A 22,266-nucleotide genomic window follows, 5' to 3' on the forward strand; every position below is an offset into this window, starting at 1 on the left:
TGAAGCAAAGGAGTGATCGCGCGGAGAACGTGACGAGCTGACGGAGACCGATCCTCGAATTCAAGGAGAAAATGCATCGTGATTGTCCTTAACGTGGTGACGAAACGCGTGATGCTTCTCGCGTCCGCAGCGGTGCTGTTGTCCAGCGGGACGGCGCTTGCCCAGAACGCCGCCGCCCTCGAGGAGCTTGGCAAGCGTGTCTTCTTCGACAATATCTCCGATCCGAAGCGCCAGGGGTGCCATACCTGTCATGACGCCGCGAATGGCTGGACGGGCGCCGTCGCGGGCATCAACAAGAACGGCGTCGTCGTCCCCGGCGCCAATCCCAAAGCGGCCGGGCGGCGCAAGCCTCCGAGCAACGCGTATGCGAGCTTCAGCCCGGCGTTTGGCGAAACGCCCAAGACCGTCACCGTCACTTTGATTCCACCTGCTGCCGCGTGCGCTCTCGGCATCATGCGGGTTTGCACGGGAGGCACATTCTGGGACGGACGCGCCGAGGGCACGGCAACGCCTTTCACGGCGCTTCCGACCTTCACGGGCACGGGGGCGATCACGCACGTCGGCACGGAAATCTTCAAGGGGAATGCGGCCCTTGCCGCGGCGTATGGCCTCTTCCTCGGACCGCTCGCGGATCAGGCGCTCGGGCCTTTTCCGAACGATGCCGAACAGAACGTTCCCGACGGCAACGATCACGGTTTGCCCGGCGCTGAGGCCGTCTGCTTGCACGTCAAGTCGGCGAAATACGCGGAGCTCTATACGAAGGCGTGGGGTGAGACGATCAACTGCGCCGATCCGGCCATCAGCTTCAAGCGCATCGGCCTTGCGCTCTCCGCTTGGCAGCATTCCTCCGAGGTCAACTCGTTCAGCTCGCGGCGCGACGAGGCCGTCACGACCCTGGATGCCCAGGGCAACTTGGTCCTCGCGCTCCCGTTCTCCAGCCTCACGCCCGAGGAGAACCTCGGACACGACCTGTTTTATGGCCGCAACGACTCAGGGCAGAACCCTGACCTGAAGAACGCGAGGTGCGCGCTGTGCCACAACAGCCACAATTCGGTCGTCCTCGGGCCCACCCTGGGCTCGAAGGGCGATGAGCTGAACCAGATTTACAGCGACTTCGCGTATCATAACATCGGGGTGCCGCCGAACTTCGAGATCGAGAATTTCGATCCGGAGAACGGCGACGCCGGGCTCCTCGAGCATGCGGATCCCAGCGCCTCGTTCGACACCGAGGACCCGAATGCGACGCCGCTCGCCGGCCATTTCAAGACCCCGACGCTGCGCAACGTCGACAAGCGCCGCGGCAACGGGTTCACGAAGGCCTACATGCACAATGGCTATTTCAAGAGCCTCGAGCAGGTGGTCCACTTCTACAACACGTCGATCCTCCTCCGGGACGACGTGAACTGCCCGCCCGGGACGACGGCGGACGAGGCGATGGAGAGGGGTTGCTGGCCGGCCGCGGAGTTCGATACCGAAAGTCAGGCCGGCGTGGTGGGCACGGTCGGGAACCTGGGCCTCACCGCGGAGGAAGAGGCGGCGCTCGTGGCGTTCATGAAGACGCTCACCGATACGGTGACGCCGAAGCAGCCGAAGCCCTACAAGAAGAAGTGAGATTCACGGCTTCGGATGCGCCCCGCGCATCGTTTTAGCGCGAATCCAACCATCCTCATTCGGAGAGCTCGGAGAGCAACGCTGCCTCTTGCGCCGCGAGGTCGGCCTTGAGCTTCTGGAGCGCTTCGAGCTTCGCCTTCTTCTCTTGCTGGGCGGCCTGCGCCCGCTGGGCTGCGATTCTCGCTTCCTGTGCGGCGAGCGCCTCGCGCTGCTTCTTCAGCGCGTCGAGCTCCGCTGAGGCGGCCCCGATCTTCTTGTCGAGCTGGCTCAGGGTCAGCTCCTCGGCCGATTCCTGCAGGAAGAACGACTCTGCCCAGCCGGCGCCGAGCTTGTGCGCGTGCTGGATCTCGCCGAGCTTTCCGTAGAGGGACTTCCGCAATTTGTTGTGATCCTGGTTCAGCTTCACGCGCGTGCCGATGGTCCGGAAGTTGACCAGGTTTTGCGTCGCGGTCTTCTTTTCCTTCGCCGCTTCCTCGCCAACCTGCGCGCGCGTGGCCACCACGGGCGCCTGGTCTCTCAGCACGGCTTTATCGCTTTCCGCCAGCGCTTCGGGCCAGGTTTGCATGATGTCGAGCTGCCCGCCGAGGATGGGTCGCTTCAACTCGCTGGGGCGGAGGTCCCCGAAGAGGCGGTGCCCGAGGAGCGAACGCCTGTCCACGTTCGCCGAGACGAAATCGACCGAATCATCGAGGTCGTGATCCGCGAACTGGACGGCCGCGCCGGCGGAGGCCTCGGCTTCGAGGAGATTGCGCTCCTCGGCGATTGTGGCCTCGATGCGCGGCTCGAATGCATCCACGTCGGGAACGAGCGCCTGCGTGAGGGGATTGCGCCGGATATGGGCCGCGAGGAAGCGGAAATGGATCGCGGCCGTCGCGGTGGTCGTCGTTTCAGGGAGGGTCTTGATTCCAACCATGGCGGCGGATGCTAGAGGGCTCACGCGCCGGCCGTCAAGGACATGATGCGTCCGGGGACACTGCCGTCCCTCACGGGAAGGGGCTCGAACGCGCCGGAGACGGCTTGCGGGGGCGTTCGAGGTGGCTGAAGTGGCGTTGCAACGCGTCGCGGGGGCGGTTCGGGCGCCCGAAGTGGGGTTGCAACGTCGACGGGGGGGACGGGGCGCGCGGAACGGGGGCGTGAGCGGTTGCGTCGTCGCTCGTGGCGCCGGAGGTGCCTGGTGCGCGCGTTTCGACGTGCGGCGATCGGCGCTCGAACCTGCGTGCCAACGCGAGACGGAGCGGTTCAGGCGAAAGGAGCGAGGGGGCGACGCGTCGACGTTCGGGTTTGGGCTCGCGACGGGGCCTGCGGAACTCTCCCGGTGCTGACTCGCGGGCGGAGGCGGGGGCGGAGCTTCGTGGCGAGCGCGGTTCGAACGTTCGAGATGGGTCGTCGAGGCGTTGCGGGATGACTTGAGGCGTGTGGACGCGGTGAATGCCCGGAAAACACCGGGGAAGAGGTTGACGGTGTGGTGATGCCGACCGTAGCCTACTGACGGGGGAGGGGGGAGCGCGTGGCTCGGAGGGATGGCCGTATCGAGAGCGGCATGCTGTGCGCCGCGCTTATCCTCCTCGTCACGCCGGCAGAGGCGTACGAGGTCAGCGGCGGCGTGGGCCTGGGAGGGATCCTCGTCGGGACCCTGCCGCGCTTCGCGGTGAGCCCTCACGCGGCGGTCGCGTGGCGCGGGGAGGGCGGTTTTTCGTTTGGCGTGGACGACCTGTGCAGCGTCCTGCCCGGGACGGGTAGGCTCGGGGTCGGGGTGTACAACCAGACGTCGGTCGCCTTCGGGTACGCGTGGAAGGGCGGCGACTTCAGGGTAGGGCCTTCGTTCTCCGTCTCATCTACCCGATCGGCAAATGGCTTTGCCGCTACGATTTCGACAAGTAATGAGGGGACGGAGCCATGACAGATGATCGAGACACGGCGAACGCGATCGCCGAAGGCATCAATTGCATCGCTGCCTTCGTGATGGCGCTGCGGGAGGATCCTTCCACGACTCCTGATCCCGAATGGGTGACGATCCTACACGAGACCGAGCGCGCCCTCGACGGTATCCTCGCAAAAGAGGTTTGGACGGACATGGTCGTCGGCGAGGAAGAGCGGGACCGCGTGCGGAAGCTGCGAGCGCTCGTCTCGGACTGGGTGGCGACACGGAAGGCGCCCGATGATCTCCAATCGACAGCGGAATCCGTGTTGACGTCCTTCGGCATCACCGTGTGACTGACATAGGAGTTGATTCGATGTCGGACACGAATGAGACCACGGGTGGGTACTATCCTTCGCCGGAATGCCAGCAATGCAGGTTCTGAGCGTGCCATGACCATCCACATCGCCACCTCTAGCGATGTCGCACTCGCCGTTCGCCGCGGGATGCGCGTAGCTGTGCGCTCCATGAACGATGGTTTGCTCGTCGGCCCTTGCGCCCCGGATCTTGAGGATCACATGCGCCTGCGCCGCGACTTCTGGGCCGATGTGTGGCCCTACCCTCCGGCGTATGTCCCCCCCTTTCGTCGGGTCCTCGCAGACCTCGCCGCCGCCGAACCCGTCGTCGTCTGGACGTCTCTCAAGTGGATGGATCGCGTTGCTCTCTGGGCGTACTGCGCCTATCGGCTCCAGCACCATCCTACGCAGCCCGACCTCTCACTCATCTTCATCGGTGAATACGGGGAGAGGCATGCGCGCCTCAGCTTCGGTATCGTATACGTCACCCTGGAGCCCGCGATGGCCCGGCGAGCATGGGGCACGGCACGTTCTCTTTCACGGAGGGAGGTCCGCGAAAAGGCGCTCTTTTGGAGGAAGCTCACGGCTCCTTCCCCGATCCTCTCCGGAAAACGCCTCCGCGAGACGCCCTCACGCAAGGAGTTCTTCGAGCTGGGCGCGTACCAGGCGGGCCTTTTCCCCCGGCTGAGCGAGCGTAGCCTCTCCCTCTCGACCCTGGATGCGCTATTGCTCGGTTGTGTGAACAAGACGCCTTCGAATCCCGCGAGGATCCTCATGCGCCGGGGGAGCAAAGGCGAGGAGCTGCGTCGGTGGTTGAGTCTCACCGGAGATATCGTCCTCTTCGAACGCCTCGCCCAATGGGCGGAGCGCGGCGCCCTGCACGCCAAATCTTGGACAGCGCCGAACGGCTGGCAGACGGCCAAATACACGCTCTCCGCCACCGGCCGCTCCCTCCTGCGCGACGGCCTCTCCTCGATCGACCAAGCTCCGCCGTTCCCCATCTGGGGCGTCACGGCCTACGACCCGAAAAATCCCTGGGTCGTCGTGGAAGAAGCCGGAGGGCGACCGCACCTCCGGCGGCTCGGTGAACGGACCCGCTGAAACGGCATCCCCTCTCAAGGCTTCCGGAGGCGAGGGCGGAGCTTCGTGGCGAGCGCGGTTCGAACGTTCGAGATGGGTCGTCGAGGCGTTGCGGGGCCACTTGCGGCATGTGGGCACGGTGAATACGCCGTTCCTTGCCGGGCGCCCATCACGGCGCGTCGGTCGTATCCGAGACGGGGGCCTCCGGGCCCCGCACATACCGGGCGGGCTCGAGCGGCAGGTCGACGGTGAAAAGGGCTCCGGCTCCCGGCTGGCTCTCGACGTGGATGTTTCCCCCGAGCGCGTGGACAATGGAGCGCGCGATGTAGAGGCCCAGCCCCAGCCCGCCGTACTGCCGGGAGGGGACCGCCCGCTCGAAGCGCCCGAAGATGCGCTCCTGGTCCTGGGCGGCGATCCCGATCCCGTGGTCCCGGATGCTCCAGCGCGCCTGCCCTCCGGAGGAGGTGACGTGCAGCTCCACCGGTTTTCCCATGCCGTACTTCAGCGCGTTGGTGATGAGGTTGGTGAAGACCTGCTCGAGGCGTGTCCGGTCCCAATGGCCGACGGTGGGCCCATCGGTGGTGACGATGAGCTGGCAGCCGACGACGCTGGCCTGGTCGGCGAAGCGCTCGGCCAGCTCCCGGGTCAGCGCCACCATGTCCACCTCCTCCAGGTGCAGGCGGAGCCTGCCGGCACTGAGGCTGGAAACGTCGAGAAGACCATCGACGAGCTGGGACAGGCGCTTCACCTGTCCGAGCGCCTTTTCAACCTTCGAGAGCAGGTGGGCGGGGACCTCCGCATGGCCGGTGGCGCCGAGCGCGCGCTGGATCGTCTGCAGTTGCAGGCGCAGCGGCGTGAGCGGCGTGTTCAGCTCGTGCGAGGCCACGGAGAGGAAGTCCTCGCGAAGGCGCACCGCCTCCTGGGACTGCTGGTAGAGCCGGGCATTGTCCATTGCGACCGAGGCTCGCCGGGTGAGCTCCTCGGCGAGCGAGAGCTCGAGCGGGCCATACTGGAAGCCCGGCGTGTCCGAGACCAGAAGCATGGCCGCCAGCGTCTGCCCCCGCACGGTGATGGGGAGGGCGATCGCGGTCCTCGTTCCGAGCCGCCGCAAAAGCTCCAGGTACTCCGTGCTGGTCGGGTCGGTGTCGAGCAGCGCCTGCGTGGCTTCGTCCCCGAGGAGTGGCCTGCCGGTGCGCAGCACGCGAGCGGTCGGCAGGAGCGCTCTCCCGCCCAGCGCGAAGTGCTGCGAGAGCGCGCGGAGCAGCTCTTGCCGGGCCGGGTCCTGGTGCACCTCGGCCGCGCGTCGAAGCACGCCCTCGTCGTCCACCCTGTCAATGACGCACCATTGGCCGAGCTGGGGAATGGCCAGCCGCGCCACGCGCTCCACGGCGCGTTTCTCGTCGAGCAGCTCTGCAAGCTGCGTGCTGACGTCGATGAGGAAACGCTGGGCCTCCTCGGCGCGCTGGCGCGCGGTGGTGTCCACGAACGTCGCGACGGCGCCGATATGCCGACCCCTCTGGTGGATCGGGTAGGACCAGAGCTCCACGGCCAGGCGCGTGCCGTCCTTGCGCCAGAGGAAGTCCCGCTCGACGTGGGTCGCGGTGCCAACGCTCAGCGATTGAAGGATGGGGCACTCGCTCGGGGGATAGGCCGTGCCATCCGCGCGGGCGTAGTGCCACGTCGCGTGCGCATCCACCCCCAAAAGCTCCCGCGCGTCCGAATAGCCGAGCATCCGGGCGGCGGAGCGGTTGACCAAGGTGCTGCGCCCGTCGAGGTCCAGCCCGTAGATGCCCTCCGCGACCGAGTCGAGCAGCAGCCGGATCTGGGCCTCGCTCTCCTCGAGCTGTGTCTGGGTCGCGCGGAGGCGCTCACCCATCTGGTCGAAGGCGCGCCCCACCACGGCAAGCTCATCGCTCCCGGAGAGCCCGCTGCGCGCTTCCCAGTCGCGCGCGGCGAAGCGGTGGGCGGTGGTGACCAGCCTGTCCACGCGGCGTGTGAGGGCGAAGTGGAAGAAGAGCCAGAGCAGCCCCGCGAGGGTCGCGAGCAAGCCGCTGCGTTGCACCACGAGCGCCCACATCTGCGCCCGTGCCTGCGCCTTTTGGGGGGAGATGTTCCGCTCGACAACGAGCAGCCAGGCCGCTGGAGGGGCGAGCTGCGCCGGGCTCGCGGGGCCCATCACCGGGTACGAGGCCACGATGGCCGCACGGTCTTTGGTGACCTCGACGCTCGCGACGAGGTTATCGCGGGTCCGACGGAGCCGCGGCTCCGCCCCGCCGAGGAACAGCGCGGGGTAGAGTGCCGGGGCCTGTTTCCCTATCTCCACGCGCCGGATCGACGCGAACACCTGGCCGGTGTCGTCGATGAGCAGCGCCTTCTTCACGTGCGGATCCGCGCCGAGGCCGGCGATCTCCTCCCGGATCCGCTCGGGCTCACGCAGCCGCAGGAGCAGCTCCAGGTGGTCCTGCTTCTCGCCCAGGAGTCGGGCGAGCTGCTCGATGGAGTCCTCCTCCACACGGCGGGAGGCGAGGCGCGAGCTCTGCAGCAGGTCGAGGAGGCCCGCCGTGACCGCGAAGGCCAGCAAAACCACCACGAGGGTGATGCGCAGCGAGGGGAGTGGGGGCAGCCTGTGCGGGTTCCGTGTTCGGTCCCCGGTACCTCGTCGCCGGGGGCGCTGCATTACCGGCCCTCCTGGAGCGCCTCGATGATTCGCGCGTCCAGCATCTGTTCGGGTTGCATCGGCTTCTGGAGCAGCCCTTCCTTCAGCATGAAACGCTGGAGCTGCTGCGCCGACGCGAGGAGGGGTGAGGAGGGCCCACGTAGGAGGACGAGGTTCTCCTCCAGGGTGAGCAGCCGCAGCTTCTTCAGCATGGAGGTGAGCTCGGAGGGGCTCGTGCCCAGGCGGGGGCTCATATGGGCCACCGCCTCGGCCGGGTGCTCCTCCAGATAGCGCCGACCCTGGAGCCATCCCTGGACGAGGTGCTCCACCTGCGCGGGGTTCTTCTCGAGGACGGCCTCGTGCACCACGAGCACGTCCACGATCTCTCCGGGGATCTGACTGCTGTCGAAGATCTCTTGAGCTCCCGCGTCGCGCAGCCTTTGCAGGAAAGGCTCGTAGGTGACCACGGCATCCACGTCTCCTGACGTATAGGCGCGCACTTGCTGGTCGACGGGGGTCCGGACGAGCTGGATGTCCGAGGGCTTTAGCCCCGCCTGCTCCAGGGCCCGGCCGAGCACGTACATGCTCACCACCAGGTCTTCCACCGCCACCCGCTTGCCCCGGAGGTCCTCGACCCCCCGCACCACCCCCGGACGCGCGACGATGGCATCCGCGCCTAGCGAATGGTCGATGACGAGCACCACCCGCGGCTCGAGGCCCTGATGCTGGAGCTGGAGGGCGATATCGAGCGTGGCGAACACCGCATCGAGCATCCCATTGCGGAACTCGCGGGTGGCCCTACCCAGCGTGGTGTACTCCACCAGGCGGATCGAGCTGTCGTCGACATAGCCGAGGTCCCGCGCGAGGAAGATGGGCTCGCTTCCTGGCCAGAGGAGCGTGCCAACGCGCAGCGGCTCCTTCTCCCTGTGAATGCAGGCAGATACGACGAGGAGCAGGAGCAGGCTGAACATTCGGGCGAGGATCACGGATCCCGATTCCTTTGACGTTTCGGCAAACCTTGGGCAGCGGCGGGATGACAGCAAGCGAGCCGGAGCGGGCTCTCGAGCGCGGCAACGCGCCTCGCTGCGCTGGGGCTTTGCCCCAGACCCCAGCAGGGGCTGTCCGCCCCTGCACCCGGGCCTGCGCAAGCGCTGGACTCGGGGTCGATGAACTGCGCGATGCGCAGTTCATCGAACAGGCCAGGTCAAGACCAACGACGACCCTGCCCATCAAGACCGCGGCGCTGACGATTCAACAGGCAACGTGCCCGCCGCCAGCGCGAAACGCACCTTCATGGTCTTGCCACCGGCCTGTTGGAAAAACTGCGCGAAGCGCAGTTTTTCCACCTGAGGTCCAGGGCTTGCCCTGGTTCGGGTCGAGGGGCGAATAGCCCCCGCGGGGCCCGGGGCAGCGCCCCGGCGCGACGCCTCGCGATGAGGTCAAGGCTTCGGATGCGCGAGCAGCCACTCCACGACCTTCGGGGCGAAATTTGGCCCGAGTCCAGGCACGTGTGTCCCGCCGTCGATCGTCCAGAGCTCGGCCGCGCCGCCCGCCTTGCAATCCGTCGTGTATTTCGAGACGCTCGTCTCCGCGCCTTCGATCGTCGCGTCGAGGTCGAGCGCTTCGCCCGCGGTCGGCGTGAGCGCGCAGCCGTTCTTTTGGGCCCATGATTCGGTCGTCGCCACGGCGCCCGGATACGTCACGCCCATGATGGCCTCGCCGTCGTAGAGCACGGTGTCGTCCGCCGTTCCGTGGATCTGCAGCACCGCCACGGGTTTCTCCGCCGGACATTTCGCCGGATCGCTCCACGTCGCGCCCGCGAGGCTCGCGATGCCGGCGATGAGATCCGAGCGGTCGCAGGCCATCCGGTGCGACATGTAGCCGCCATTCGAGTGGCCCAGGAAATACACGCGCTTCGGGTCGACCTTGTAATGCTCTCCGATCTCGGTGACGAGCCCCGAGAGGTAGGCGACGTCGTCGACGCCCACGCCCCCGAAATCGCAGCAGGCGTCCGTCGCGTTCCAGAAGCGCTTCGAGCTCGCGTCGACCGTGCCATCCGGATGCGCATACAAAAAACCGTGCTTGTCGGCCTCGGGCTTCAATTGGAACAAAAGCTCCTGGACGAAGCCGGAGGCGCCGTAGCCGTGGAGCAGGATCACGAGCGGGGAGGGTTTGGCAGGGTCGAGGCCGGGGGGGACGTGGACGGTGACGGGACGATCGCCGCCGACGACGAGCTCGCCCGGCTCTTCGCCGCCGGTGCCCCCCGCGCCGCCGGTGCCTCCGGCGCCGGCCGCGCCGCTCGACCCCGAAGGATTCGAGGCGCAGGCCAGGGCAAAGATGAACGGTATGGATGCGAGGACAAGGGAGGGGTAGAAGCGCGTCATGGCGCGAGCTTACCGCACGTTCCATCGGATCTCCTCGGTGTTCCTCCTCGCGGGGGTGACGCTCGCCGCGGCTCCGGCCCTGGGCGCGCCGCCGAACGTTGCCCCGAAAGCCGCGCTGACGAGCGCGGAGCTGGCCGCGATGAAGGAGTCGCAGGAGTTCGCCATCGAGGCGCAGCGGCTGCTCGAAAAGAAGCAATACGACGCGGCGCTCGCGCCCGCGCTGAAGGCTCTCGCGATCCGGGAGAAGATCGATCCCGAGAGCACCTGGACGAAGATGAGCCTGCGCCAGGTGGCGGAGATTCACGAGGGGAAGAAGCAGTACACCCGCGCCGTGCCCTACCGCGAGAAGCTCGTCGCGCTCGTCGAGAAGAAGGCGGACAACGAGGCGGATCTCCGCTATCGCATCCACGAGCTCGCAGAGGCGTTGCAAGACGGGGGCGAGCACGCGCGCGCCATCAAGCTGTTCGAGCGCGAGATCGCCATCAGCGTGAAGTCGAGCCGCGGCGTGGAGGGGGAAGACGTGATCCGGCCGATCGCGGCGATCGCGGACTCGTTGAAGGCGCTCGGGCGGTACGACGAGGCCGAGGCCATGTTGCTCCGCGCGATCAAGATCTGCGAGAACGTCACGCGGAATCGAAAGCCGTACCCGTATCTGCTCGTGAACCTCGGCCGGCTGTACCACGACACCGGCCGGTACACGCGGGCCGAGCCGATCCGCGCGCAGGCGGTCGAGCGCGTCGCGGACGTGAGCGGGTTTCGGTTCAACGCCACGGCGGAGATGGGCGATCTCGCGGCGACACGTGTCGCCCTGCAGGACTATGCAGGCGCCGAGGTGGTGCTCGACGAGCTCGTCGCCATCGCCCTGGAACGAGGGGGTGAAGACAGCCTTTCCTACGCGGGCCAGCTCGCGCTGCGCGCGGCGCTCGACGTGGAGACGGGGGCGTATGACCGGGCCGAGTCGAGGCTCCTCCGCGCGCAGGCGATCGTCGAGACGAATGCCCAAAAGGGAAACGACGCGCCGGAGCTGCGCGTCGCCTTGCAGTGGATCCTCGGGCAGATCGCGACGCAAAAAGGAGATTTTTCCCGCGCCGAGGCGCTGCTTTCGCGCACGCTCGCCCATTACGAGAAGACGAACGGGCCGAAGGACACGTCCGTGGCCGAGGTGGCGGAGAACCTCGCCGATCTCTACCGGCGCGCGCAGAAGCTCGACAAAGCCGAGGCCCACGCGGCGCGCGCGCTCGCGATCCGCGACGAGCTGCTTCCGGCGATGCACCCGGATCGCGCCGAGTCACGGGCGATCTTCGGGCGCATCCGCGAGATGCGCGGAGACGCGGCCGGCGCGAAGAAGCTGCACGAAGAGGCGCTCGCGGCGCGCGAAAAGACGTTCGGGAAGGAGCATCCGTTCGTCGCGTCGTCGCTGCTCGATCTCGCGGATCTCGCGCGGCGGCAGAAAAACGCGGGCGAGGCGGAGGGGCTCTACAAGCGGGCGATCGGGATCTTCGAAACGACGTTCGGGGGCGGGCACGAGAAGGTGGCGGCCGCGCTCGAAGGGCTCGCCGCGCTGTACGTCGAGACGGGCAAGCTGGATCTTGCGCTGCGCGCAGCGACACGGGCGGCGGAGATCCGCGAGCGGCAAGCGGCGCTCGTGATCGCGGGTGGATCCGAGGCGCAGAAGCGCGCGTTCGTGGCGACGATGCGCACGGGGACCGATTTCCTGACGAGCCTGCACGCGCGCGTGATGCCCGCGGACGCGGAGGCGAGGAAGCTCGCGCTGACCACGATCTTGCAGCGCAAAGGGCGCGTGCTCGACGTGATGGCGGGCTCGCTCGCGGCCCTGCGGCGCAAGCTCGGGCCCGAGGAGGCGAAGCTCGCGGACGAGCTCGCGGCGGCGCGGGGCGAGGTCGCGCGGCTCGCGATGCGCGGGCCCGCCGGCCAGCCGCTCGAGGAGTTCAAGGCAGAGCTCGCGCGGCGCGAGGAGAAGGCGCGGGCGATCGAGGAGAAGGTGGGCGGGCGGAGCGACGTGTTCCGCGCGGAGGAGACGCCCGTCACGATCGAGCGCGTGCAAGCGCAGGTGCCCGCGGCGACGGCGCTCGTGGAGATCTCGCTGTACGTGCCGCGGCGCTCGGCCGATGCGGATCTGCCGAGCCGCGAGGGGCCGCCGCGGTTCGCGGCGTACGTGCTCGATGCGTCGGGGAAGGTGAGCTTCGTCGATCTCGGCGAGAGCGCGCCGATCGAGGCGGCGACGAAGGCGCTGCGCGAGACGCTCACGGCGTCACTCGACCAGGATCCGAAGCCGCCGGCGCGTGCGCTCGACGCGCTCGTCATGCAGAAGATCCGGCCGCTGCTCGGGGGAAAAACGAAGCTCATGATCGCGGCCGACGGCGCGCTCTCGCTCGTGCCGTTCGCAGCGCTCGTCGACGAGGACGGGCAGTACCTGGTCAAGCGGTACGAGATCTCATACCTCACGAGCGGGCGGGATCTCTTGCGGCTCGCGCGGACGGCGCCGCCGGGGCAAGGCGCGCTCGTCGTGGCAAACCCCGCGTTCGGGCAGCGCGAGCAGGCGGGGAGCGCGCTCGCGATGCTGGAGGAGAAACCCGACGCGAAGACGCGGGGCCTCGACAAGGCGTATTTCGAGCCGCTGCCGGCGACGGCGGTCGAGGCGCGCGCGCTCGCCCCGATCCTGCCGGGCGCCGCGGTGCACGTGGACCTCGAGGCGACGGAGTCGACGCTGAAGAAGGTGCACGCGCCGCGGATCGTGCACGTGGCGACGCACGGGTTTTTCCTGCCCGCGAAGGGCGCGGCGGCGCGCGCGGCGGCGGCGGCTCAAGGCGAACGTGGGCTCGAGCTCGAACCGTCGCCGGACTGGCTGCCGGATGATCCGTTGCTCCGCTCGGGGCTCGCGCTCGCGGGGGCGAATGCGAAAAAGGGCGGCGGCGGCGAGGACGGGATCCTCACGGCACTCGAAGCGAGTTCGCTCGATCTTTGGGGCACCAAGCTCGTCGTGCTCTCGGCGTGCGAGACGGGCCTCGGCGACGTGCAGCGCGGCGAGGGCGTGTACGGCCTCAGGCGCGCGCTTTTCGTGGCCGGTGCCGAGGCGCTCGTCGCGAGCTTGTGGAAGGTCGCGGACGAGGAGACGCAGCGGCTCATGGTGGGCTATTACCAGCGCGTCACGAAGGGCAGCGGCCGGGGCCCCGCGCTCCGGGACGTGCAGCTCGCCATGCTCGCCGACGAGCCCACATCGCACCCGTATTTCTGGGCGAGCTTCGGCGTGTTCGGGGATCCGTCGGCGATGGGCGCGGAGATCAAGGTCGAGGGCGATCGTCGAACGCCCCACGAAGAGCCGCGGATCCTGCCCGTGAAGCCCGGTCCGCGTGGGTGCACGTGCACGTTCCCCGGATCGACGGGGGAGGGGCCGCTCGGGCTCGTGGGCTTGTTCGGGGTCCTCGCGCTCGTCGCGCGGCGCCGGCATCGGTGATAGGGTCTCGGCCATGCTGGCCATCGAGGCCCGGGGGCTGCGCAAAACCTATGGCGGGGGTTTTTCACGAGGCGCGGGGAAAGAAGCACTCGCGGGGCTGGATCTCGCGATCTCCGAGGGCGCGGCGTTTGGCCTGATCGGGCTCAATGGCGCAGGAAAAACCACGTTCATCAAGGCGCTGCTCGGCGTCGTGCGGCCGAGCGCGGGCGTCGTGCGGGTGCTCGGCAAGGACCCGGAGGATCCGTCTGCGCGCGCCCAGATCGGCTATCTGCCCGAGCGTCTCTTTTTGCCGCACGCGTTCACGCCGGTGCAATTCCTGGCGAGCGTGGCGCGATTGAAAGGGATCCCCGCGGCCGACGACGAGGTGCGGCGGCAGATCGGGCGGGTGGGGCTCTCCGGCGAGGAGGGGCGGCGGATCGGGGGGTTTTCCAAGGGAATGCGGCAGCGGCTCGGGCTCGCGGCGGCGCTGCTCGGCGGGCCGATGCTGCTCGTGCTCGATGAGCCGACGGACGGCGTCGATCCGCTCGGCCGGGCAGAGATCCGGCGGATCCTCGCGGAGGAGCGGGCGCGGGGCGCGACGTTGTTTCTGAATTCGCACCTGCTCTCGGAGACGGAGCGCGTCTGCGATCGGATCGGCATTCTCTCGGGCGGGCGGCTGCTCCGGGAAGGTCCGATCGAGGCGCTCTGCGGGAGCGAGACGCGGTATCGCGTGCGGTTTGCCCCGCCCGTCGAAGTCGCGGCGCTTCAGGGGCTCGGCTTTCGGCCGGGGGAGGGCGAGGGCGTGTTCGTGGTGGATGCGCCGGATCCTACGGCGTTGAACGATCTCCTGGATCAAGCGCGGCGCACCGGGGCGCGGCTCGTGGAGCTCGCGCACGACGTGCGGGATCTCGAGGACGTACTGGCGGAGGCGCTCGGCCAGGGCGGGGAGCGGGGACACGCGTGAAATCGTTTGTCGTGGCCAGAGACCTCCTGCGTGAGGCGGCGTCGCGGCGCTGGTTCCTCGCGCTCGGCCTGGGGATCACCCTGGGGCTCGTGGTGATTGGGCTATCGCTCCGGATGGATGTCGTCGACGGGGCGCTCGCGGCGACGCGGTTCTTCGGCAAGTCGGTGAACACGCAGATCCGCGCGGCCGACGTGGCCCTGCGACCGGTGTTCGTGGCGTCGTCGTATCTGATCTTTTACGGGGGCCTGCTTTTCGGCGTGGTCGCGTGCGCCGATTTCGGCCCGAGCCTGCTCGCGCCGGGGCGGATCGAGCACCTCCTTTCGTTACCGGTGCGGCGATTCGAGCTCATCGTGGGCACGTTCCTCGGCGTGCTCGCGCTCGCGCTGCTCGGGGCGCTGTATGGCGCGGGCGGGCTCGTCTTGATCTTCGGCGTGAAGACGGGCGTGTATTCGGGGAGGCTCATCGTCTCGGCGCTGCTCGCCAGCGTGACGTTTTCGGCGATCTATGGCGCGATGTTGACGGTCGCGATCGCGGCCCGCAGCGCGGCGCTCTCGGCGGCGTCCGGGGGCGCATTGGTCCTGCTCGGGATCGTGGCCGGGGAGCGGGAGCGGATCTCGGAGTTTTTTGATCCGGGGATCTCGCGCTCGATCTTCCGGGGACTCACCCTGTTTTTGCCGCGGGTTTCGTCGCTCGCGCGTTCGGCCGGGGAGATCGCGGGCGCCGAGCCCGTTGATTCCGCCGCGCTGACGAGCTTGCTTTTCGGGCTCGTGATCTTTGGCCTCGCGGCGCTCTCGCTCGGCATTCACCTCTTCGAACGGAAGGATTTCTGATGAGACGGGTGGCCTGGCTCGTCGCGTTCGCCGCGCTCCTCGCGCTCTCGGCGTTCTTGATGTCGCGGGGGGACAAACCCAAGAAGCCCGAGCGCGTGCTCAAAGCCGAATTCCCGCGGTTCCCGAAGCCCTGGGAGGAGGAGCGCAACCGAAAACGGAGGACCTTGCCGCCCGCGGCGCCGCGGCCCGGGGAGGAGGAGGGCGTCCTGCGAAAGCGGGATCCGCTGCTCGTGGCGCTGCCGATGGAGAAGGGCAAGAGCGCGGTGGTGTTCGAGGTCGCGGCGCTGAAGGAGTCGCCGATCGGGCAGATCTGGCTCGATTGCATGCTGGCGGAGCAGGCCGGGAACGAGCGCGCCGGACGCGGCCGGAACGTTTTCGAGGAGAAGTTCGGGCTCGATCTTTTGAAGGACGTCGATCGGATCGCGATGTCGTCGAGCAAGGTGGCGGTCCTATCGGTCGCGGAAGGCACGGCGAAGTTCGACAAAAGCGGCTGGCCGAAGCGCTCGTTCGGCGAGAAGGGCTCGATCTGGCAGGAACCGGAGGGCAGCGCGGTGTTCGCGACGTGGGGGAACGAGATCGTCCTCGCCGGGGCGGACCTGAAGGAGATCGAGGCGGCCATCGAGAGGCTCGAATCGAAGAACCCGCCGCGGGAGTCGACGATCCCGGAATGGTCGGTGTACGGCGACATTTTCGGGGTGATCTCGCCCGAGGAGCTCGCGGACATGTTGCCCGAGGGGCAGGGCGAGATCGCGGCGAGGATCCGGGCTTCGATCGACCGCGTGGATCTGCACGTGGACACGTCGGAGGACGTGGCCATCGTGGCGGACGTGAATGGTTCGAACACGGAGGACGTGAGGGATCTGGCGAAATCGATGGGCGCGGCCTTGAGCCTGGCCCGCGCCGGCGCCGAGGACGACGGCGACGAGCGGCTGCGGGAGCTGCTCGATTACGCGACGATCAAGCCGCGGGACGGGCGATTCACGCTGGACGTGGCGCTACCGCTCGACGTGCTCAAAGAAATGGGGCCGTGCCGCAAGCGGGATGCGGCCCCGCCGTCACCACCACCATCCCGGTGAGCGAAACGGCGACCAGGAGGTGCACCGTCCGCCGTCGCGGATGGTGATTTCCTGGCGGCGCGCCGAGGCCGTGAGGGGCGCGCCTTCCATTTCGGCGAGGAGCACCAAGAGCGCGGCTTCGACGGCGTCGAGCGTGGCGTCGCTCGGGGCGAGCAGGTGGCCGCGGAGAAGGGCGGTGACGGCTTTGGGGCCGACGCAGCCGAGGGCGATCGCGGCTTGCTCGGCGGCGGGCGTGGGGCCGTCGGGTTCTTCGGCGGCGTGATCTTCGAGGAGCGCGCGCTCGAAAAGGTCGAGATGGTCCGGGGCCTCGTCCAGCCTTCCGAGGAGCCGGATGGCCAGGGCGCGGAGGATTGCGTCGGCGGAGGAGCGAGCGGCCTCGACGAGGGGTTGCACATGCGAGGCGTGGCCACGATATGCGAGGGCGCCGGTCATGCGGAGACGAACGAACGGGTCGGGATCCTCGGCGAGAGATTCGAGCGCGGCGCGGAAGGTGGGGCCGTCCTCGGCGACGGCGTCGAGCACGTCGAGGGCGAGGAAGCGGGCCTCGGGGTCGGGGAAACGGAGCGCGGCGAGGAGCGCAGGCCTGTCGCGCGTGTCGGGGTTTTTGGCAATTTCGCGGAGGAGTGCGCGGGCGAGTTCGAGGTTTTCCGGAGCGGCGCCGCGCTGTTCGAGATATTGGAGGGCGATGCGCCGCTTGCGTCGATAAAGAACGAGGCCGAGATCGGCGCGTGCAGCCTCGTGGAGGCGCGCGTGGGCGAGCAGGTCGGCTGCCATCGCGGGGCCGTTTTCGTCCTCTTCCAGGAGAGCGAGGGCGCCACGATATCCGTAGGTGGTCCACGGTTTGTCGATGGGGCAGAAGAGCGCGAAGTTATGGTCGAGGACGGCCTTTCGCGCGGCCTTTCGGATTTTCGCGAGGCTCGAAAATCGCAAAAGGTCCCGGCGGGGCAGGACGAGGGCGGCGGCCGCGGCAGCGCGCGTTTCGTCGTCGAGGTGATTGGCGAGATCCGGGAAGTGGCGAATGTCCTCGAAAAGCTCGGCGTCCCGGGGGCGCGCGCGCCGGTACGCCGCGAGCACGGCGAGCGTCTCCGGGTACATGTCGGCGAGGGAGAAGGCGAGCGAGGCATCGTCCTCGTCGGGAGAGCGCTGCGCGACGTCTTCGAGCCAGCGCGAAACGAGCCAGGCTTCGAGCTCCTCGCAAGGTTTGTCCACGCGCGAGAACGTCGACCTGAGCCACGCGCGGCGCGCTAGAGGGGTCTCCCGATCGAACCGCGCGAGCAGAGCCGCAAGGCGCGCGCCACTTCGAGCGAACGGAACGAGCTCGAGGAACGGCGCCCTGGGGCCGTCCATGAGAGCTTCATCGAGCAGGCGCGCGAACGTTTCGTCGGACAACCCGACCGAGGCCCGCGCGAGGGCGCGGAGCGCGTAGCCGCGATGCCAGAAGGAACGCGCGGGATCCGTCGCGATGCGCGTCAGCGCAGGCGCGAGCGACGGGGGCGCGAGGAGCGCGAGGAGGCGCGCGGCACGAAGGCCCACGCGACCCGGGAGGTCGAGCCAGGAGAGGAGTCGTTCGCCGACCTCGTCACGGGAGGTCCAGCACAGGGAGGAGACGTCGAACACGAGGGGGCGCGTGTGGTCACCGGAGCGCCATGCCGGGAGCACCTGGGCCTCGGGCCGGGCTCGATGTTCAGGCGTATCACGGTGCCGGGCGACACGCGAACCCTTCAAGCGCGAGCCATGCCCGCCTTGGGGTTCGCTTGACGCCCCATCCCCACCCTGGGATCCTCCGATGATGTCCCGCCGCTTCAACACGGCTGGCCCGAACGATCCAGCGCGCCACCACACGGTCCCCGCGCTGTCCCGTGTCCCCGGCGTCCGGGAAATCATCGAGCAGGGCAGTTACTTCATCCTCCACGCCCCTAGGCAGACCGGCAAGACGACCGCGCTGCTCGACCTCGCCTCCGTGCTGAACCGTGAAGGCAAGTACGTTGCCGCGGTGCTCTCGCTCGAGCCCGGCGCCGCGCTGACGAGCATCGACGCCGCCGAGCTCGCGATGCTCGACTCGTGGCGCTACGACCTCGCCGCCTACCTGCCCGCCGACGTCTCGGTCCCGCGCTGGCCCGACGCGCCCCAGGGAAACCGCATCGGCGCCGCGCTCTCGGCGTTCTCGCAGGAAGCGCCGCGGCCGCTCGTCATCCTCCTCGACGGCCTCGACAGCCTGGCCCGGGAGGTGCGCGCCTCGCTCGTCCGGCAGATCCGCGCCGGCAAGCCGCGCCGCCCGCGCGCCTTCCCCTGGTCGATCGGCTTCGCCTCGGTCCGCGAGCCCCGCGAGCTCGACGCCGGCCAGGCGCCGTCGAGCACCCGCGGGCCCGCGAGCTCGACCGGCCTCGATGCCGAAGTCCTTCCGCTCCAAGGTTTTACGCGGAGCGAGGTGGAGACGTTGCTGCAAGGGCTCGAGGAGCGGACAGGGCTCGAGCTGTTGCCAGGCGCCGTCGATCGCGTCCACGAGCTCACGCAGGGACATCCGTTCCTCGTGAACGCGCTCGTGCAGCGGATCATCGAGGGCTCCGACGGCCGCAAGGGCCCGCTGACGGCGGTGGACATCGAGCGGGCAAAGGATCTCCTGCTGGATCGACGCGGCGGCATGCTCGACGAGATCGGCGATCGCATGCGTGATGGGAAACTTCGGGCGGCGCTCGAGCAGATCCTCACCGAGGTGCCACGCGAGCCGCCAGCCGAGGACATGCGGGCTGGGATCGATCTCGGGCTCGTGAAGCGGTCGCCCGATGGAACGGTCGCGCTGGCGAACCCGATCTTCCATGCGCTCGTCGCGCGCCTCCTGCCGGGCGCGGTGCGATCGGTGTTCCCGGTCGGACAGCCGGCGTGGGTCGGGCCCGACGGGCGGCTCGACGCGGAGCGGCTGCTCGAAGCGTTCCTCGATTTCTGGCGGCGTCACGGCGATGCGCTCTTCTCGAGCGCGCCCTACGGCGAGCTCTCGCCGCTCGTGCTCACGGCATTCTTGAACCGCGTCGTGAAGAGCGGCGGCCTCATCGAGCGCGTCTACGCGATCGGCCGCGGCCGCATGGACGTGTGCATCCGTCAGGGCGGGGCCGCGGTCGCGCTCGTGGTGAAGGTGCGTCGCGACCGCGACCCGGATCCGATCCCCGAGGGGCTCGCGCAGGTCGACGAGGCGCTCGCACGGCTCGGGATCGAGGACGGATGGCTCGTCGTGTTCGACCGGCGCAAGGGCGTCTCGCCCGTCTCGCAACGGCTCGGCGCCGCGAAGGAGAAGACGCCGGCCGGGCGCGAGATCGTGCTCGTGCGGGCGTGATCCGTCGCTCGCGGTTTTCTCGTCAGGATTTGAAACGCAGGAAGTCGCCGAGGATCGCGGCGAACTCGTGCGGGCGTTCGAAGAAGGGCGACGGGCCTGCTTCGGGCATCTCCGCGACGACGACGCGCGCCTCGGCGAGGCGCTCGAGCGATCGCTGGGAAACGCCGCCGCGGCTGCCCGTGACGAAGAGCGCGGGCACGGACAAACGGGCGAGCCGCCACGCGAGCGATCCGTCCTCGGCGAGCGCCACGAGCTCGCGTCCCCACGCGTGAAGCAGGCGCGCGTCGCAGGGGACGCGGCCCGGATCGTCGGCCGTCGTCGTGGTCCGCGAGGCGCGCCTCACCGCGTCGCGCAGCGCGCTGATGCCCGGTCCGCCGAGATCGGTGAGGGTCAGCTCCGCGGCGGGGCGCAGGCTCGCGCAGTCGTCGACGGTCTTCGGGCCGTCGATGTCCACGACGGCGCGGACGAGGCCCGGATGTCGCTCGGCGACGAGCGTGGCGAGCGTCCCGCCGAGGCCGTGTCCGACGAGCACGGCGCGCTCGCCGAAGCGACCGCCGAGCCACCGGGCGAAGTGATCGGCGAACGCCATGAGCGGCGCCGGCCGCGGGGCCGGGACGCTCCGGCCGTGTCCGGGCAGATCGGGCACGACGTGCCGGTGCGCGGAGAGCCGCGCGTGCAGCGCGACCGCCTCGAACACGAGCCCGTGTCCTGCGAGCCCGTGCAAGTACACGAGCGGCGTGCCCCGCGCGGACGGGTGATAGTCCCGCACGAACATCCCTGCATCCACCCCGTGCGCCACATCGACCGACAGCATCCGTCCCCCTCCTCGACGCCGCGAACCGGCCCCGAGCCCTCCCCAGGAAGAGCCCGAACCGGTCCGCCCGAACCACCGACTTCGCCTGGTGCCCGATCCCTGCCTGGCCGGAAGGCTCACGACGCCTCCGGCTCGTTCGCGCTTTCCCAATGGATGCGCGAGGTGGCTCTCCGGGCGCGCGCCGGCCGCCGAAAGCCGCGGGAAAGCGGGGGCGGATGGTGACGTGCGGGGCGGGTTTCGGGGTCTCTGTCGAAGTTTGTCTAGGAAAACCAGTCCATGCGCGACTTTGGGTACCGTGCCCAAATGCCGCGACGACGCGAGCCCGATCCGTTTGCTCTCCAAGTTGGTATCCGCATCAGGCAGCTTCGTGAGGAGCAGGGCCTCACGATGGAGAAGCTCGCCTTCGAGAGCGAGCTCGGCTCGAAGGGACACCTGTCGAACCTGGAGCGAGGGCTCGCGAGGCCCACGATCCACACGCTGAGGGTCCTCGCGGAGCGGCTGGAGGTCGACGTGCTCGATCTCCTGACGTTCCCCGATCAGGGCGATCGCCAGAAGCTCGTGGACCTCACGCGTCACCTCGGGCGCGGGACGATCCGCAAGCTCTTGAAGGACATCCTCAAGGACATGGGGCCGCTCGAGTCCACGAAGGAGCCCGCGGCCCCGGCGCCTCCGCCGAAGAAGGCCGCCAAGCGGAAGAGCACGCCTGCGAAGGCGCGGAAGAAGAAGCGCTCGTCGTGAGTCCGTAGTTCGTTTCTTCTCAAACGGATTGGTTCTCCCGCGGACGATCCTGCGTCCGCGCTGTCCGTCAAGCGATCGGCGCTCGTGTCGCCTGGGTGCGAAGCGTCGTATCCACTTCCATCCTCGAGCGACCGCGCGGTGCGTAACGCGCTTCCGAGGATCGGACGATCTGCGTCCGATCTTTGGGCTTTGCTTGCGTTATCGCGCGCTGCGTCGTTACGCTCCTCGTCCTCATGCGCTGGAGGAGAGGGACGATGGGGAAGGGCATCCGGCTGCGGAAATTCGAGCTCAAGAAGACGCTCTTCTTGCTGCCGAACATGATCACGCTGACGAGCATCTTCTGCGGCTTCGACAGCATCCGGACCTCGGCGACGGCGCAAGGCGAGGCGGACATCTACCGCGCCGCGTTGCTCATCGTCTTCGCGATGTTCTTCGACACGCTCGACGGCCGCGTCGCGCGCGCGACGAAGACGCAGAGCGCGTTCGGTCTCCAGATCGACTCGCTCGCCGACGTGGTGTCGTTCGGCGTGGCGCCGTCGCTCCTGCTCTACCAGTGGACGCTGCACCGGCTCGGCACGCTCGGGCTCGTGGCGTCGTTCCTGTTCACGGCGTGCGGGGCGATCCGGCTCGCGCGGTTCAACGTGCTCTCGACCGGCGACGACGGCAAACCCTCGAAGCCCTCGAAGTACATCGTGGGCCTGCCCATCCCAGGCGCCGCGGGCATCCTCGTCTCGCTCGTCGTGGCGAGCCACGCGGCCGGCGGGATGCTCGGGCGCGCCGAGTACACCGTGCCGATGCTCGTGGCGACGATCGGTTTGTCGATGCTGATGGTGTCGACGATCCGGTTCCGCTCGTTCAAGGACGTGAAGCTCAACGCGCGGACGGCCCTGCTCGTCGTGTTCATGGTGGGCTCGTCCGTGGTCGTGTCCCTGAAGATGCAGCCGGCGTTCGTGCTGGTGTGGCTGCTCGGTTGCTACGTGACGATCGGGATCCTGGAGTCTTTGTGGCACCTTCCCCGGCGCCTTCGCGCGAGCCTGCTCGCCAGCGATTCGAACCAGCCCCCGCCCGCGGCCTCGACCTGACCCCGGAGCGTTCGGAACGGCTTTGACTTTGCGGC

17 protein-coding genes are annotated in these 22,266 nt (G+C 68.6%); 11 read left to right on the forward strand and 6 right to left on the reverse strand.

Annotated elements, in window-relative coordinates:
- Positions 1-78: 78 nt before the first annotated feature.
- The gene (locus tag KEG38_RS37220; RefSeq protein WP_272425169.1) at positions 79-1,611 is read left to right on the forward strand and encodes a cytochrome-c peroxidase; all 1,533 of its coding nucleotides are present in this window, start codon (positions 79-81) and stop codon (positions 1,609-1,611) included.
- Between the two features lie 55 nt (positions 1,612-1,666).
- Here KEG38_RS37220 and KEG38_RS37225 read toward each other — a convergent pair whose 3' ends face one another.
- Positions 1,667-2,524 (reverse strand): hypothetical protein, encoded by an 858-nt coding sequence (locus tag KEG38_RS37225; RefSeq protein ID WP_272425170.1) that lies wholly within the window; start codon positions 2,522-2,524, stop codon positions 1,667-1,669.
- A gap of 594 nt (positions 2,525-3,118) precedes the next feature.
- On the opposite strand from KEG38_RS37225, the gene KEG38_RS37230 reads away from it, so the two are divergent.
- Genes KEG38_RS37230 through KEG38_RS37240 form a run of 3 tightly spaced genes read left to right on the forward strand, consistent with a single transcriptional unit; the run spans position 3,119 to position 4,926 of the window.
- The gene (locus tag KEG38_RS37230) at positions 3,119-3,511 is read left to right on the forward strand and encodes a hypothetical protein (RefSeq protein ID WP_272425171.1); all 393 of its coding nucleotides are present in this window, start codon (positions 3,119-3,121) and stop codon (positions 3,509-3,511) included.
- Positions 3,508-3,825 (forward strand): hypothetical protein, encoded by a 318-nt coding sequence (locus KEG38_RS37235; RefSeq protein ID WP_272425172.1) that lies wholly within the window; start codon positions 3,508-3,510, stop codon positions 3,823-3,825. The genes KEG38_RS37230 and KEG38_RS37235 overlap by 4 nt, the downstream gene beginning before the upstream one ends.
- A gap of 33 nt (positions 3,826-3,858) precedes the next feature.
- Positions 3,859-4,926 carry a hypothetical protein gene (locus KEG38_RS37240; RefSeq protein ID WP_272425173.1) on the forward strand — a complete coding sequence of 356 codons (1,068 nt, stop codon included), beginning with the start codon at positions 3,859-3,861 and terminating at the stop codon, positions 4,924-4,926.
- Positions 4,927-5,074: 148 nt separating this feature from the next.
- Here the strand turns inward: KEG38_RS37240 and KEG38_RS37245 are convergent, their stop codons facing one another.
- The 3 genes from KEG38_RS37245 to KEG38_RS37255 form a co-directional block, all read right to left on the reverse strand.
- Positions 5,075-7,285, reverse strand: a complete 2,211-nt coding sequence (locus KEG38_RS37245) for an ATP-binding protein (protein ID WP_272425174.1) — start codon at positions 7,283-7,285, stop codon at positions 5,075-5,077.
- Between the two features lie 296 nt (positions 7,286-7,581).
- Complete coding sequence (locus tag KEG38_RS37250; RefSeq protein ID WP_272425175.1) at positions 7,582-8,547, reverse strand: ABC transporter substrate-binding protein; 966 nt, start codon at positions 8,545-8,547, stop codon at positions 7,582-7,584.
- A gap of 453 nt (positions 8,548-9,000) precedes the next feature.
- Complete coding sequence (locus KEG38_RS37255) at positions 9,001-9,945, reverse strand: CE1 family esterase (RefSeq protein ID WP_272425176.1); 945 nt, start codon at positions 9,943-9,945, stop codon at positions 9,001-9,003.
- Here KEG38_RS37255 and KEG38_RS37260 point away from each other — a divergent pair.
- The 4 genes from KEG38_RS37260 to KEG38_RS37275 are packed head-to-tail and all read left to right on the forward strand — an operon-like array spanning position 9,944 to position 16,269.
- Positions 9,944-13,420: a CHAT domain-containing tetratricopeptide repeat protein gene (locus tag KEG38_RS37260; protein WP_272425177.1), complete on the forward strand. Its 3,477-nt coding sequence runs from the start codon at positions 9,944-9,946 to the stop codon at positions 13,418-13,420. The genes KEG38_RS37255 and KEG38_RS37260 overlap by 2 nt on opposite strands.
- Positions 13,421-13,433: 13 nt before the next feature.
- A complete protein-coding gene (locus tag KEG38_RS37265; protein ID WP_272425178.1) occupies positions 13,434-14,363 on the forward strand; it encodes an ABC transporter ATP-binding protein in 930 nt (309 codons plus the stop codon).
- Positions 14,360-15,193 carry a hypothetical protein gene (locus KEG38_RS37270; RefSeq protein WP_272425179.1) on the forward strand — a complete coding sequence of 278 codons (834 nt, stop codon included), beginning with the start codon at positions 14,360-14,362 and terminating at the stop codon, positions 15,191-15,193. The genes KEG38_RS37265 and KEG38_RS37270 overlap by 4 nt, the downstream gene beginning before the upstream one ends.
- Positions 15,193-16,269, forward strand: coding sequence for a hypothetical protein (locus KEG38_RS37275; protein WP_272425180.1), 1,077 nt, complete (start codon positions 15,193-15,195; stop codon positions 16,267-16,269). The genes KEG38_RS37270 and KEG38_RS37275 overlap by 1 nt, the downstream gene beginning before the upstream one ends.
- Here the strand turns inward: KEG38_RS37275 and KEG38_RS55770 are convergent.
- Positions 16,249-17,886: a HEAT repeat domain-containing protein gene (locus KEG38_RS55770; RefSeq protein WP_272425181.1), complete on the reverse strand. Its 1,638-nt coding sequence runs from the start codon at positions 17,884-17,886 to the stop codon at positions 16,249-16,251. The genes KEG38_RS37275 and KEG38_RS55770 overlap by 21 nt on opposite strands.
- Positions 17,887-18,055: 169 nt before the next feature.
- On the opposite strand from KEG38_RS55770, the gene KEG38_RS37285 reads away from it, so the two are divergent.
- Positions 18,056-19,597 carry an ATP-binding protein gene (locus tag KEG38_RS37285; RefSeq protein ID WP_272425182.1) on the forward strand — a complete coding sequence of 514 codons (1,542 nt, stop codon included), beginning with the start codon at positions 18,056-18,058 and terminating at the stop codon, positions 19,595-19,597.
- A 22-nt stretch (positions 19,598-19,619) separates the two neighbouring features.
- Here KEG38_RS37285 and KEG38_RS37290 read toward each other — a convergent pair whose 3' ends face one another.
- On the reverse strand, positions 19,620-20,411 hold the full coding sequence (locus KEG38_RS37290) for an alpha/beta fold hydrolase (protein ID WP_272425183.1): 792 nt from the start codon (positions 20,409-20,411) through the stop codon (positions 19,620-19,622).
- Positions 20,412-20,714: 303 nt separating this feature from the next.
- Here KEG38_RS37290 and KEG38_RS37295 point away from each other — a divergent pair, with 303 nt between their 5' ends.
- Positions 20,715-21,149, forward strand: coding sequence for a helix-turn-helix domain-containing protein (locus tag KEG38_RS37295; protein WP_272425184.1), 435 nt, complete (start codon positions 20,715-20,717; stop codon positions 21,147-21,149).
- A 254-nt stretch (positions 21,150-21,403) separates the two neighbouring features.
- Positions 21,404-22,231, forward strand: coding sequence for a CDP-diacylglycerol--serine O-phosphatidyltransferase (gene pssA / locus KEG38_RS37300; RefSeq protein WP_272425185.1), 828 nt, complete (start codon positions 21,404-21,406; stop codon positions 22,229-22,231).
- The last annotated feature ends 35 nt before the right edge of the window (positions 22,232-22,266 follow it).

It is taken from the genome of Polyangium jinanense, from assembly GCF_028435265.1.
Taxonomy (GTDB): domain Bacteria; phylum Myxococcota_A; class Polyangia; order Polyangiales; family Polyangiaceae; genus Polyangium; species Polyangium jinanense.

What these genes read in the sequence shown, in the direction of transcription:
- KEG38_RS37225 (WP_272425170.1), bottom strand. Translation starts at nt 2,524, where the DNA reads ATGGTTGGAATCAAGACCCTCCCTGAAACGACGACCACCGCGACGGCC.
- KEG38_RS37260 (WP_272425177.1), top strand. Translation starts at nt 9,944, where the DNA reads ATGGCGCGAGCTTACCGCACGTTCCATCGGATCTCCTCGGTGTTCCTC.
- KEG38_RS37285 (WP_272425182.1), top strand. Translation starts at nt 18,056, where the DNA reads ATGATGTCCCGCCGCTTCAACACGGCTGGCCCGAACGATCCAGCGCGC.
- KEG38_RS37235 (WP_272425172.1), top strand. Translation starts at nt 3,508, where the DNA reads ATGACAGATGATCGAGACACGGCGAACGCGATCGCCGAAGGCATCAAT.
- KEG38_RS37240 (WP_272425173.1), top strand. Translation starts at nt 3,859, where the DNA reads ATGAGACCACGGGTGGGTACTATCCTTCGCCGGAATGCCAGCAATGCA.
- KEG38_RS37255 (WP_272425176.1), bottom strand. Translation starts at nt 9,945, where the DNA reads ATGACGCGCTTCTACCCCTCCCTTGTCCTCGCATCCATACCGTTCATC.
- KEG38_RS37290 (WP_272425183.1), bottom strand. Translation starts at nt 20,411, where the DNA reads ATGCTGTCGGTCGATGTGGCGCACGGGGTGGATGCAGGGATGTTCGTG.
- pssA (WP_272425185.1), top strand. Translation starts at nt 21,404, where the DNA reads ATGGGGAAGGGCATCCGGCTGCGGAAATTCGAGCTCAAGAAGACGCTC.
- KEG38_RS37275 (WP_272425180.1), top strand. Translation starts at nt 15,193, where the DNA reads ATGAGACGGGTGGCCTGGCTCGTCGCGTTCGCCGCGCTCCTCGCGCTC.
- KEG38_RS37295 (WP_272425184.1), top strand. Translation starts at nt 20,715, where the DNA reads ATGCCGCGACGACGCGAGCCCGATCCGTTTGCTCTCCAAGTTGGTATC.
- KEG38_RS37265 (WP_272425178.1), top strand. Translation starts at nt 13,434, where the DNA reads ATGCTGGCCATCGAGGCCCGGGGGCTGCGCAAAACCTATGGCGGGGGT.